Origin of the sequence: Kribbella sp. NBC_01245, assembly GCF_036226525.1 — a bacterium.
GTDB lineage: Bacteria > Actinomycetota > Actinomycetes > Propionibacteriales > Kribbellaceae > Kribbella.
Genome location: NZ_CP108487.1, coordinates 8,345,983 through 8,359,016, shown reverse-complemented (window position 1 = coordinate 8,359,016; position 13,034 = coordinate 8,345,983). Strand labels below are relative to the sequence as shown.

The 13,034-nt window shown below is 67.0% G+C and carries 10 protein-coding genes; 4 read left to right on the top strand and 6 right to left on the bottom strand.

Translation table 11 applies throughout. The features are described from left to right. Positions 1 to 27 precede the first annotated feature (27 nt). Together OG394_RS38515 and OG394_RS38510 are read right to left on the bottom strand one after the other, a co-directional pair. Positions 28 to 1,107, bottom strand: a complete 1,080-nt coding sequence (locus tag OG394_RS38515; protein WP_328992278.1) for a hypothetical protein — start codon at positions 1,105 to 1,107, stop codon at positions 28 to 30. After that, positions 1,108 to 2,316, bottom strand: a complete 1,209-nt coding sequence (locus OG394_RS38510) for a glucarate dehydratase family protein (protein ID WP_328992277.1) — start codon at positions 2,314 to 2,316, stop codon at positions 1,108 to 1,110. Positions 2,317 to 2,477: 161 nt separating this feature from the next. Here OG394_RS38510 and OG394_RS38505 point away from each other — a divergent pair, with 161 nt between their 5' ends. The 3 genes from OG394_RS38505 to OG394_RS38495 all read left to right on the top strand — a co-directional run bounded on the left by OG394_RS38505 (position 2,478) and on the right by OG394_RS38495 (position 6,831). Beyond that, positions 2,478 to 3,272, top strand: a complete 795-nt coding sequence (locus tag OG394_RS38505) for an NAD-dependent epimerase/dehydratase family protein (protein ID WP_328992275.1) — start codon at positions 2,478 to 2,480, stop codon at positions 3,270 to 3,272. 245 nt (positions 3,273 to 3,517) lie between these two features. Next, positions 3,518 to 4,843: an IS4 family transposase gene (locus OG394_RS38500; protein WP_328988392.1), complete on the top strand. Its 1,326-nt coding sequence runs from the start codon at positions 3,518 to 3,520 to the stop codon at positions 4,841 to 4,843. Positions 4,844 to 5,595: 752 nt separating this feature from the next. Next, the gene (locus OG394_RS38495; RefSeq protein WP_328992274.1) at positions 5,596 to 6,831 is read left to right on the top strand and encodes an IS110 family transposase; all 1,236 of its coding nucleotides are present in this window, start codon (positions 5,596 to 5,598) and stop codon (positions 6,829 to 6,831) included. 205 nt (positions 6,832 to 7,036) lie between these two features. On the opposite strand, the gene OG394_RS38490 is transcribed toward OG394_RS38495, so the two are convergent. The 4 genes from OG394_RS38490 to OG394_RS38475 form a co-directional block, all read right to left on the bottom strand. Next, positions 7,037 to 7,984 carry a tetratricopeptide repeat protein gene (locus OG394_RS38490; RefSeq protein ID WP_328992273.1) on the bottom strand — a complete coding sequence of 316 codons (948 nt, stop codon included), beginning with the start codon at positions 7,982 to 7,984 and terminating at the stop codon, positions 7,037 to 7,039. Between the two features lie 34 nt (positions 7,985 to 8,018). Continuing rightward, complete coding sequence (locus OG394_RS38485) at positions 8,019 to 9,842, bottom strand: NAD-binding protein (protein WP_328992272.1); 1,824 nt, start codon at positions 9,840 to 9,842, stop codon at positions 8,019 to 8,021. After that, on the bottom strand, positions 9,763 to 11,436 hold the full coding sequence (locus OG394_RS38480; RefSeq protein ID WP_328992271.1) for an acyl-CoA mutase large subunit family protein: 1,674 nt from the start codon (positions 11,434 to 11,436) through the stop codon (positions 9,763 to 9,765). Before OG394_RS38480 ends, OG394_RS38485 begins: the two co-directional genes overlap by 80 nt. A gap of 310 nt (positions 11,437 to 11,746) precedes the next feature. Continuing rightward, a complete protein-coding gene (locus OG394_RS38475) occupies positions 11,747 to 12,247 on the bottom strand; it encodes a MarR family winged helix-turn-helix transcriptional regulator (protein WP_328992270.1) in 501 nt (166 codons plus the stop codon). Between the two features lie 47 nt (positions 12,248 to 12,294). Here OG394_RS38475 and OG394_RS38470 point away from each other — a divergent pair, with 47 nt between their 5' ends. Beyond that, the gene (locus OG394_RS38470) at positions 12,295 to 13,029 is read left to right on the top strand and encodes a maleylpyruvate isomerase family mycothiol-dependent enzyme (RefSeq protein WP_328992269.1); all 735 of its coding nucleotides are present in this window, start codon (positions 12,295 to 12,297) and stop codon (positions 13,027 to 13,029) included. Positions 13,030 to 13,034: the final 5 nt, after the last annotated feature.

Below are 13,034 nucleotides of genomic sequence, written 5' to 3'. Positions count from 1 at the left end.
TCATGTCGTATCCCGTGGTCTCGGCCGTCACTCGGTGGCCCCGCGAACGATGGCGATGGCCGTTCTGATCGCGTCGAGGCGGGCCGTCGAGGCGAGACCTGCGTGGTAGACGTGCAACTCCCCCACACCTGCTTCAACCAGGCTGAGCCAATGGGCCGCGAGGACCTCGGCACGCGCCGGGACAGGCGGTAGCGCGGTCACGTAGGCGGCCAGCCGCGCCGGGCGAAGGCGGTGCCGGCGAAACTGCGCGACGCGTTCGACGCCCGCGCCGGTGAGTTCCCACGCCGGGATGACGAACCGGTCGATACCCGCGATGACCGAGTCGACGGCGGCCGCCGGACCAGTCGACCAGGGATCGATCGACGCGTGCATCGCGATATCCCGTACGCCGTTGGCGCGGGCAGCGGCGACAACCTGATCGCGGAGGTCTGCGGTGGCACGGCGACGGACGTCGAGCACCACCTTGGCGTCCGGACCGAGAGCGTCCTCCATCGACGCACAACCCGCGCCAACTGCACGACGTACGGCGTCTTGCAGGTGGACCACGTCGAGACCCGCATCCGCGAGCGCCGTCGTACAGGCCTCGCAGAAGCAGATCGACAACAACGCCTCGTCGATCGCGGACCAATCGGCGCCGGCGGTCTTCTCGTGGGCGCTCAGGTGGCCGAGGCCCATCGGCCCGCAGGCCTCGAGCACCATCGAGGTGGCGCCGGCGCGGGCGATCTCCCGGACCAGGTTGGCGGCGTACTCCCGGACGGCCGGGACGGACGGGCACAGCGCGTACTCGTAGAGGTCGCCGAAGGCGTTCCGCGCGCAGACGTCCGGGTGGTCGCGCCCGATGACGCTGTTGTGCGTGAGGACCACCCAGGCCGCGCGTTCGCCCAACCCTTCGACGATCGGCTCACGCGCGGCCGGCACCAGCCGACCCCAGGCAGACGGGTCGACCGGCAGGTAGAGACCGGAGGCGGCGGTGAGGACGCGATGGCGCGGGTGGCGGGGCGTTGCCGCCCGGACCGAGTGGTACGACGTCGCGACCACGACCTGATCCGCGCCAAGGTCAGCCCTGTCGACGTCGTCCCACGGGTAGGCGTAGATGGCGATGCGCACTCAGAACCTCGGCAAGGTCGGGTCGTAGTCGGGCTGGACCTGACGCATGTACGCCGTATCCGCGCGCGTTGTCCGGCCGGAGGCGACGTACCGCTCGTGCAGTTCCGCCAGTTTGTCCTGGTTCAGTGTCACGCCTAGCCCCGGCCCTTGCGGCACGGCTAACGCGCCTTTGTCGAAGACGAGTACGCCGGGCTCGATCACGTCATCGGCCTGGTTCCACGGGTAGTGCGTATCGCAGGCGTACGCCAGGTTCGGCGTGGCGGCGGCGACGTGGGTCATGGCCGCGAGCGAGATGCCGAGATGGGAGTTCGAGTGCATCGACATGCCCAGGCCGAAGGTGTCGCAGATGGCTCCGAGCTCGCGGGTATGCCGCAGGCCACCCCAATAGTGATGGTCCGACAGCACGATCTGGACCGCGTCGACGGCCAACGCGGGAGCGATCGTCTCCGGGCTGATCACGCACATATTGGTTGCCAAGGGCATCGAGACGCGACGGGCGATGACGGACATCGAGTCGAAGCCGAGCGCCGGATCCTCGAGATATTCGAGCACCCCGTCGAGCTCCTTGCCGACGTACAACGAGGTCGACACCGTCCACGCGCCGTTCGGGTCGATCCGCAGCGGATGGTCCGGGAAGGCTTCGGCGAGAGCCCGGATGGCGGCGATCTCCTCGTCCGGCTGGAAGACGCCGCCCTTGAGCTTGATCGAGCCGAACCCGTAGAGGTCGACCATGCGCTGAGCCTGACGGACCATGCCGTCGGGATCGAGCGCCTCGCCCCACTCGTCGTCCGGCGAACCCGGATGCGCCGCCCATTTGTAGAACAGGTAGGCGCTGTAGGGCACGGTCGACCGAACGGCGCCACCGAGCAGATCGCTCACCGGGCGACCGAGAAGCTTGCCCTGGGCATCGAGGCACGCCACTTCGATGATCGAGAAAACGCTGCGATTGACCGTTCCGAGGGCCTCGTAGATCGATGCCTCTAGCAAGGAAATGGCGAAGACGTCCTGGCCGATGACGACGTCCCGGACGGATCGAAGGGCGTCGAGGATTTCGAGCTCGCCCGATCCCTCGCCGAGGCCGACGACCGTCCCGTCGACTTCCAGTTCGACGATCGTGCGCAAGGCGAGTGGCTCGTGGACTCCGGTGGAGTTGAGCAACGGCGGATCGGCGAACGCGATAGGGGTGATGTGCAGGTCGGTGATCTTCAACGGGAGTCTGCCCTTCGTCTCGCCTGATTGTCCACATATGTGAATGTCCTCCACATTGGCGGAACGGTTTGAAACGTAATAGTTTGTTCGCATACCTGTCAACGAGCCGAAACCCGCACTGTCCAGATTCGGACAGCCTTGCCGCCCCTGAGGAGCTCACGATGACCATTGCGATCACTGGCGCCGCCGGCCAGGTGAGCACCCTGATCCGGCCCCTGCTGCGCGTACCGGACCGAGTGCTGCGGTTGAGCGACATCTCGGTGGTCAGCGACCTGGCCGCCGGCGAGGAATTCGTGCAGGCCTCGGTGACCGACCTGGACGCGATGACCTCCTTCTTCGAAGGCGCCGACCTCGTCGTACACCTCGGCGGCCACAAGTCGGAGCGCCCCTGGCGGGACATCCTCGAGACCAACATCAACGGCTCGCACGTCGTCCTCGAAGCCGCCCGACGCGCAGGCGTCCAACGCGTATTGCTCGGCAGCTCGATCCACGCCGTCGGCTTCGTCCGCGCCGCCGACGCGGCCGCCGCCCCCGTCCTACCACCCCGCCCAGACACGTACTACGGCGTCGGCAAAGTAGCGATGGAGGCACTCGGCTCCTTATACGCCGACCGCTTCGGCATGTCGGTCGTATCAGCCCGCATCTGCACAGTAGGCGCCGACATCGGCACCGGCGGCCGAACCCTCTCAACCTGGGTCTCCCCCGGCGACCTAGCGCGACTGGTCGAGGCAACCGCCGCCCTGGACCACCCCGGCCATCACATCGTGTGGGGCGTATCAGCCAACACCCGAACGTGGTTCTCCCCCGAAGCCGGTCTAGCCATCGGCTTCAAAGCCCACGACAACGCCGAACACCACATCACCCCCACCACCGACGTACAACCCCCCAACCCCACCGACCTCCTAGCCGGCGCCTTCACCGGCGACCCCACCCGCCCCCTCGGCGGCACCTGGTAACCCCGCCACCTCCATCCCCCTATTCCGAGGGTCGACATGCGGAATGGGGGGTCGACTCGCCAAACTTGCCGGGTCGACCCCAAAGCCGGTTAGTTAGGCGTTTCGGGTGGTTGCCCAGGACTGGGTGGGCGTGTTGGACATCGAGCAGCGGAGCTCCGCGGGTAGACAGGTTTGTCCTCGCGAGACAACCAGCTACCGGTGAGGCTCCGCTGCCTGTTCAGTCTGTCATTACTCGCACGATCAGGGTGGCTGAGGGTGCGTTCGCGCCTGGTCATCTGGGCGAGTTGACCCAGTTCATTCCGTTCGAGATGGTCGATGAGGCTCTCGCCCAGACTGGCAGGACGCAGGCCCGGGTGCGTGATCTGCCGGCCCGGGTGGTGGTGTATCTGGTCTTGGCGGGGTGCCTGTTCAGCGATCGTGGCTATGGCCAGGTGTGGCACCGGCTGGTGGCCGGGCTGCACGGCCTGACCGTCGCGACACCCACCGCGGCCGCGTTGACCCATGCCCGGCGGCGACTCGGTGCTGCACCGTTGAAGGCCTTGTTCGACCTGCTCCGTGGCCCGTCCGCGCCGATCGCCGCTGCCGGGGTGCGGTGGCGGGGACTGCTGGTCACCGCGATCGACGGCACCACGATGACCGTGCCGGACACCGCCACCAATCTGGGCGTGTTCACCAAACAGACCGGCAGCCACGGCGGATCGGGCTATCCGCTGTTACGGCTGATGGTCGTAGTGTGTTGCGGCACCCGCACCATCATCGACGCGGCCTTCGGGTCAGCTCTGATCGGGGAAACCCGCTATGCGCCGCCGCTACTGGCCCGCAGCCTGCGCCGCGGGATGATCGTGCTGGCCGACCGGAACTTCGCCGCCCGGCAGGTCATCACCGCGATCACAGACGCCGGCGCCGACCTGCTGATCCGCTGCAAAGACAACCGCAAACTCCCTGTTCTGCAGCGCCACCGCGATGGCTCCTACCTGTCGATGTGGGATACGACTCCAGTCCGTGTGATCGAGGCCGAGGTCACCATCGCCACCAGCAACGGCCGACGCACCGGCACCTACCGGCTCGTCACCACCCTGCTCGACCCCGGCAACCACCCGGCCATCGACCTGGTCAAGCTCTACCACCAGCGCTGGGAAATCGAGTCGGCCTACCTGGCGATCAAATCGACCATCCTCGGCGGACACGTCCTGCGCGCCCGCACCCCTGAAGGCATCACCCAAGAGGTCTACGCACTCCTGATCACCTACCAGGTCCTGCGCCAAGCCATGACCGACGCCACCGACACCCAACCCGGCACCGACCCCGACCGGGCCAGCTTCACCATCGCCCTCAACGCCGCCCGCGACCAACTCATCCAAGCCACCGGCGTCATCGCCGGCACCGTAATCGACCTCGTCGGCCACATCGGCCGACTCGTCCTGGCCAACCTGCTACCCCCACGCCGAACCCGCCTCGGCCCCCGCACCGTCAAACGATCCACCTCCAAATACCCCGCCAAAGGACCCAACACCAACCGCACCACCTACCAAGCCACCATCAACATCGACATCCTCACTCCACCGCCCTGACAGCCCACCAACCCGCCTAACTAACCGGCCTTGGGGTCGACCCCCCATTCCGCATGTCGACCCTCGGAATAGGAGGCGCCCATCCGCACTGGAGCGGCGCTTCCGGACCGGAGGGCGCGCGCATCGACGGCTGCCCGCATCTTCCCGAGTGAACTGGACGTTTTCGCGGCCGGAAAACGTCCAGTCCGCTCGGGAAGACGCCAACTGGTGAACGGAGCGGACCGCCAGCCCTACATAAACCATGCCCGGAGCCCTTAAGGCAGGCGAAAAGCGGGACTTGTGTAGGGGTGGGCGTCCGCTGCGGACGTGCACGCCCACACGAGGCGCCGATTAGGCCCGATTTCGCTGAAAACCGGCCGTTGTGTGGGCCTGCACGTCCGCGAACCCCACGCCGCAGCGCGCGGCACGGCAGCGCGCGGCAAACCCGGCGCGGCAGCGCGCGGGTAACCCGGCGCGGCAGAGTGCGATGGACCAAGCCCGGTCAGACTTCACCCGTCCCCCTAATGGGTGTTATCGGGTCGGTCGCTGGCAGACTCGGTGTCTGTGGTCGCTGGTAGGTGAGCACTCCGTACCCCCGGGCTTTGAGTCCTGGTATCAGAGCGTGCCCTTGCTGGTGGTCGGGAGATGTGAATGGCTGATGGGGTGTCGTGCCTGCCGCTTTTCGGGTGGTGTGAGCACTGATCCATTAGGGCGCCGGAATCTCCTGCGGGCTACTCAGACACTCATCGAGTGCGTGACGGGAGAAATTCATCGTGTTGTTCGTTGGTGACGACTGGGCCGAAGATCATCATGACCTCGAGGTCCAAGACGATCAGGGCCGGGTGCTGGGCATTCGCCGGGTCCCCGAGGGGGTCCAGGGGATGGTGAAGTTCCATGAGCTGATCGCGCAACACTTGCCTGATGATGGTGGCCCCGGCCAGGTGATGGTCGGGATCGAGACCGAGCGGGGTCCGTGGGTGGCCGCGTTGATCGCGGCGGGTTATGTGGTGTTCGGGGTGAACCCGAAACTGGCCGCGAGACATCGTGAGGTGGTGTCGTTGTCGGGTGCCAAGGACGACAAGACCGACGCGCACAGCCTGGCCGACATGGTCCGGACCCGGCGTCACCAACTCGTGGCCACCGAGGCCGATTCGCAGCTCGCGGCCGGGGTGAAGGTGCTGACCCGGGCGCATCAATCGCTGATCCAGGAACGGACCCGGCACATGCTGCGGATGCGGTCGGCGTTGCTGGACTACTTCCCGGCCGCGCTGGAGGCGTATCAGCAAGGGACGTTGACGTTGACCAGTCCTGATGTGCTGGCGTTGCTGGCCAAAGCGGCCACCCCGGCGGCCGCGGCGAAACTCACCACCGGCCAGATCACCGCCGCGCTGAAAACGGCTCGCCGGCGCGGTGATCTGCCCAGCCGGGCCGCCGCGATTCAGGCCGCGCTGCGCACCGAGCAACTCGGCCAGTCCGAGATCGTGGCCGACGCCTACGCCGCCACGGTCCGTTCCACGGTGGCGATCCTGCAGGCCCTGAACACCGAGATCACCGGCCTGCAGGCAGGGGTCGAGGCCTATTTTGGCCGGCACCCGGACGTTGAGATCTACCGCAGCCTGCCCGGCCTCGGACCGATCCTCGGCGCCCGGGTGCTGGCAGAATTCGGCGACGCCCCAGGCCGCTACGCCGACGCGAAATCCCGCAAGAACTACGCCGGCACCGCACCCCTCACCCGCCAATCCGGAAGGCTGAAAACGGTGCACGCCCGGTTCGTCCACAACAACCGGCTCGTCAACGCCCTCGACCAGCAAGCCGGCGCCGCCATCCTGCGTGACCCACACACCCGCGCCTACTACGACGAACTCCGCACCCGCGGCCACGGCCACCACGCCGCGCTACGACAACTCGCCAACCGGCTCGTCGGCCTCCTCCACGGCTGCCTCAAAACCGGCACCCACTACGACACCCACACCGCCTGGGCCCACCGCACCAAAACCACCGCCGCTTGACTCCCTAGCACTAGGGATGTCTGATAGCTGCCGCCTTTGGCTGGTTCGGGTCGGGTCAAGGGCGCGCATGCGTCGGCGTTAGCCGATGGAACCCTTGACGCGGCCCGGACCGGCCTGACAATTCGCAAGAACTCAGGGGGACGGGTGCCACCGACCAACCCGCACGATGCACGCCAACACGACGTACATCACCAACACGACCTGCCTAGAACAGAACCATCATCAGTCGCTGCCGAGCGCGCACGACCCGCTCGTCATCGGCACCCACAACCTCGAACAGCTCAAGCAGATGGACCCGCGCCTTGTTGCGATCCTCGCCGGCCGTGTTCTGGACAGTCGTGATCAGCCGGTTGAAAGCATCCTCGACATGCCCACCCATGAGGTCAACATCCGCGACCAAGATCTGCGCCTCAACATCCGCAGCATCCTCCGCGGCCTTCTCCCGGAAATCAGCCGGCACATCCTGAGTCCGCTTCACCAACTGCACCCGCGACAACCCAGCCTTAGCCTCAGCATCCCCAGGCGTCTGCGCCAAGATCTCCTCATACGCGGCAATCGCCCCGTCGAGATCCCCAGCACCCACAGCGTCCTCAGCCTTAACAAACCGCTCATCAACCACCGGCTCAGCATCAACCGGCCCAGCGGCCGCCACCGGCTGCGCACGCCCAGCGATCCCATTAGCCACAGCCACAGTCAGCAGCTGATCAACATACTGCCGAGCCTCAGGCTCCCCAACCGGCCCCTGGAACAACGGCACCACCTGCCCCCGCAGCACCCCGATAACCAACGGCACAGTCTGAACCCCGACGGCCTGCGCCAACCCCGGGTTGGCATCGATATCAATACGCGCCAGCAAAAACTTGCCGTCGTACTCAGTCGACAGCGCAGCCAAGATCGGCGCGAGCTGATTCGACGCACCAGAACGCGGAGACCAGAACTCAACAACCACCGGATGCTGCAGCGACCGCTCAATCACATCCGCCTGAAAGGCCGCCTCAGTCACATCCAGCACATAAGCCCCACCGCCTGCGGCCGGCGCACCAGCAGCACCAGCCCCAGCCCCGGGAGCAGCACCAGGAGCAGCACCACCGGCAGGTTTACGCAGGGCCGAGAGATCGATCGCTCCGGGCCGGGAGAAGTTCGCCTGGCTCACCGCTGTCCTCCGCTGAATCGGTCACTTCTTACGTTCATGGTTCCATCCTCTCCGACAGCCCCCCACCACGTGGCGCGCGGGTGGCCAGGAGGAGCCGGGCGAGGCCGCTACGGGTGGCGGCGACGGCGATGCGCAGGCCTGGTTCGACTCGCATATCCCAGCGCGGATTCCAGCCCCACTCGAACTCTTTACGCCCAGTGGCCGGCCTGCGGATCGCCAGGATCCGGGACTGGCCGCGCTCCTGGAGTTCGCCGAGGCGGCGGCCGACGGCGACGGAGTTCGGCTGTACGACGACCTCGGTGAGCAGGAGGACGCGACGACCGGCCGGTACGGTCGCCTGCACCAACCGGTTCGTGACAGCCGCGGCGACGGCCGGGGCGACCAGCATCGACACCGAACGGCTCGAGCCGATGTTCAGCCGCCGCTCCACCCGTTGCGCGAGGTCGTGGTCGAACATGCGCATGGTGATCTTCGCGTCGGGATTGAGCCCGCGCACCACCATCGCCGTTTCCAGGTTGGTGATATCGCCATCGGTGATCGCGAGCAACGCCTGACATCGGGCGGCTCCCGCCGAGCGCAGCGTTTCCTCCGCACTGCCGTCGCCGATGATGACCGGGATGCGCAGCCGATGGGCGGTCTGCACGCCCGGCGCATCCTCGTCCTTCTCGATCCCGACGACGGCGACACCGCGCTCTGTCAGCAGTTCGAGCACGCGCGCGCCGACCGTACCGAGGCCAGAGACGACCACGTGGTTGCGCGGCTCACCGCGGACACCACCGATCACCCGGCTCAACCGGGCACCGATCAGCGAGTCGACGACCACCGCGGTCAGCAGCGCGACCAGCACGATGCCGGTCAGTTGTACGCCGACCGCGACGACCTTCACCCACGGATCCGCGTGCGAGAACAAGTCGTCCTCGATACCGGCGGACGTGATCGCACCGAGCGCGAGGTAGAGCGCGTGCAACCAAGTCACGTCCGGCCCAGTGCCCAGCGCGATCGTCACTGTGCCGGCCAACGCGACCAGGGCCATCACCGCCATGATCCAACGCACTCGCCGATCGAAGACGTCGTCGCGGATCGCGATCATCAAACCGGCCCGGCGGACGTCCTTGCGCAATGGCTTGCGGCGAATACTCGTACCGAGGACGACGTCGGCCGTCGGGTCGTCGCTGGTATCCGGCAGCAGATCCGGCCGCGCGGACGACGACGTGTCGGCCAGTACGGTCAGCTGCTCGTTGATCCGGTCGGCCGGTCCGGCGACCAAGCGGCGGCCGCCGAGGTCCGTCCAGATCAGCTCGTCCTCCTCCAGCGCGTCCGCGACGAAGGCCGGGGCGGCGAGCGAGGGGCCCGAGATCACCACGCAGTCGCCGAGCAGCGCGTGCAGCTGTTCCCCGATCCGCGGATTGACCATCTGCACGATGATCCGAATCCGCGGGTCGAGGTCCCGCGCGGTCAGGGCAGCGTGCACGTTGCGGACGTCGTTCGTATCGAGCAGAACCAGCGCCCGCGCCGCCGAGGGCTTGTCGTCGATGGCGTCGACGCCCGCGCGCGCGAGCGTCGTCTCGCTCAGCACGCGGACGCCGATCTGGTGGTCGGCCAGCTCGCCGATGCGCTCGAAGTGACGCGAGTCGGGATTGACGATGGCGGTCACGCGTTCGCCGGAATCGACCAGTTCCGAGACGACCCGCAGCGTCGTACGGTCCGAACCACAGACGATGACGCTGCGACCGTCGGGAGAGGTCGGCCGAGCCGGTTGAGCGGGTTTCGAAGGTGGCTCAGAAGCGGGCGGGCTCCCGGTACTCTCCCCACTCGATTCGGAGGACGTCGCAAATCTCCCCCATCGTGGCCTCCGCACGCACCGCCTCCAGCATGGGCTCGATCAGGTTGCCGGTCCCTCTGGACGCCTCGACCAGCGCCGACAGCGTACGACGGACGGAGTCCTCATCGCGCTGTGACTTGCGCGCCGCCAGCACCCGGCACTGCTCGACCTCGACCTCATGGCTGACCCGGAGGATCTCCAGCTCACCCGAAACGGTGTCGGTCAGCGTGTTGACGCCGACGATCTTCTTCTCGCCCTTCTCCAGCTTCTGCTGGTACTCGAAGGCGGCGTCGGCGATCTCGGACATGAACCAGCCGTCCTCGATCCCGCGCAGAATGCCCGCTGTCATGGTGCCGTCGGAGCTCATGTCCTTGATCCGCTGGAAGATCTCCTCGGCCTCGGCCTCGATCTTGTCGGTCAGCGCCTCGACGTACCACGAACCACCAAGCGGATCGGCGACGTTGATGACACCGATCTCCTCCATCAGCACCGACTGGGTCCGCAGCGCGATCTCCGCCGACTCCTCGGTCGGCAGCGCGAGCGTCTCGTCGAGCGCGTTGGTGTGCAGCGAGTTGGTGCCACCGAGCACGGCCGCGAGCGCCTCGACCGCCGTACGCACGACGTTGTTGACCGGCTGCTGCGCGGTGAGCGAAACGCCTGCCGTCTGCGTGTGGAACCGCAGCCACTGGGCCTTCTCGGTCTTGGCGCCATACACATCGCGCAGCCAACGAGCCCAAATACGGCGGCTGGCGCGGAACTTCGCGATCTCCTCGAAGAAGTCGAGATGACTGTCGAAGAAGAACGAAAGACCCGGCGCGAATTTCTCGATATCGAGCCCACGGGACAGCCCCAGCTCGACGTACCCGAAACCATCGGCGAGCGTGTACGCCAGCTCCTGCGCGGCGGTCGAACCAGCCTCGCGGATGTGATAGCCCGACACACTCAACGGCTTGTACGCCGGGATGTTGTGCTGGCAGTACTCCATCAGGTCGCCGATCAAACGCAGATGCGGCTCGGGCGGGAAGAGCCACTCCTTCTGCGCGATGTACTCCTTGAAGATGTCGGTCTGCAGCGTGCCGTTGAGCTTGGTGATGTCGGCACCCTGGCGCTCGGCCGCGACCAGATACATACAGAACGCCGGTACGGCGGGGCCGGAGATCGTCATCGAGGTGGTGACGTCCTGCAGCGGGATGTCCTTGAACAGGCGATCCATGTCGATGGCCGAGTCGATCGCGACACCACAGTGGCCGACCTCGCCCAGTGCCTTCGGGTCGTCGGAGTCGCGGCCCATCAACGTCGGCATGTCGAACGCGACGGACAGACCGCCACCGCCCGAACCGAGGATCATCTTGTACCGCTCGTTGGTGTCCTCGGCATTACCGAACCCGGCGAACTGCCGGATCGTCCAGGTCCGGCCGCGATACCCGGTGGCGTAGAGCCCACGGGTGAACGGGAACTCCCCCGGCCAGCCGATCCGCTCCATCCGGGGATCGTCGTACCCCTCGGGCGGGCCGTAGACGGGCTCGACCTCGGTCCCGGACAGGGTGGTGAAATCGGCCGTACGCCGCTTCGAAGCGTCGTACCGCTGCTGCCACCGGCTCCGGCCGGCCGCGATGTCGTCGGCATGCATATGTCAGACCTCCTGGGTGCTCGCCTCCAAACTACTAGGACGTCCTACTATTTCCCAGCCCGAACGCCGGTTGGACCACGATCGTTCGATCACGGAAATCGTTGAACCTTCGGGACGCCTCGAAACGATTGGCCCATCCACGACCACGCGATTGGCTGGATCCGCGGCCGGAGCGCCCGGCTTGCCCCCGCACCAGCACGCCTGGAGGAAGCTCTTGAAGAACCGCCATTGGTTTTGTCCCTGCGGCAATTGGGGCCTCGGCGGCCCGGCCTGATTCGGCGCGGGCGGTTTCTGACCAGCCTGGGGCCAGTCAGAAATCGCCCGCGTTGTGCCTGAGTGGCTCGAGGACCGACCAGAGCATGCGGAGTTGCTCGTCGGTCAGACCGCGCAGGGCGAAATCGGCCTCGACCAGGTCGGCCGTCGCCTTCTCCACCAGGTCGCGTCCGGCCGGGGTGATCTCGCACAGTACGGCGCGGCCGTCGTCGGGGTGCGGCGTACGCGTGACCAGGCCGGCCGCCTCCAAGCGGCGCACGATCGACGTCACCGAAGTCGGATGGACCTGCAACCGCTCCCCCATCTTGCCCAGCGGCAACGAACCGCGGCGGGAGAACGTGAGCAGCACCAACGCCTCGAACCGGGCGAAGGTCAGACCGTGCGTCTTCAACAGCTCGTCCAGCTCACCGATGACGATCTGCTGGGCCCGCATCAGCGAGGTGACGGCACGCATCTGCTCGACCGCGCCCCAACGCCGCCCCCACTGCCGGGAGGCCTCGTCGATCGGGTCGAACGGAAGCGCTTTCTTCCTCGCCATGGCCGCAGAGTACCCAAAGTGTCGGAGCTGCCTGGCAAGCTCTGCTCATGCCGACGCCAGAGTTCTTCCTCCGCACCCTCCGGGCCGACGCCGACCGCCTCGCCGAGGTGGCCCGGCTCGGCCTGACCGCCGAGGTCCCGTGCTGCCCGGGCTGGACCGTCGAGACGGTCGTCCGCCATGTCGCCATGGTCTATCTGCACAAGATCGAGGCCATCCAGCGCAACGCCAGACCCGAGCCCTGGCCGCCCGCGGGCCTGGACGATCGCGATGCCCTCGAGCTGTACGACGACGCGACCGCGCGCCTGTTCGCCCAACTCGCCGAGTCAGGCCCCTCGGCCCCGAGCTGGACGTGGTGGCCGGAGGACCAGACCACGGGCTTCTGGTTCCGCCGGATGGCGCAGGAGACGGCAGTGCACCGGGTCGACGTCGAGCTGGCGCATGACGTGGTGACGCCGATCGACGCCGAGCTGGCGAGCGACGGCATCGACGAGGTGCTACGGGTGATGATGGGCGGCGTCTGGGACGAGGGCGATTCCAAGCACCCGGTGGACGCGTCGATCCGGATCACCGCCGCCGGCCGGTCGTGGACGGTCGCGCTGACCGGCACCGAGGTGACGGTGACGGATGGCGCCGAAGGTGAGGTCGCCGCCGAGATCTTCGGCGAGCCCGCTGCGGTGCTGTTGTGGGTCTGGGGCCGTCTCGATCAGGACGCGATCCAGATCGCCGGCTCCGAAGAGGTCACCCAGGAGTTCCGGGCGAGGCTGAAGGAGGCTACCCAGTAGGCGCC

Coding starts and splice junctions, on each gene's coding strand:
- OG394_RS38505 (WP_328992275.1), top strand. CDS start 2,478: ATGACCATTGCGATCACTGGCGCCGCCGGCCAGGTGAGCACCCTGATC.
- OG394_RS38480 (WP_328992271.1), bottom strand. CDS start 11,436: ATGCATGCCGACGACATCGCGGCCGGCCGGAGCCGGTGGCAGCAGCGG.
- OG394_RS38475 (WP_328992270.1), bottom strand. CDS start 12,247: ATGGCGAGGAAGAAAGCGCTTCCGTTCGACCCGATCGACGAGGCCTCC.
- OG394_RS38470 (WP_328992269.1), top strand. CDS start 12,295: ATGCCGACGCCAGAGTTCTTCCTCCGCACCCTCCGGGCCGACGCCGAC.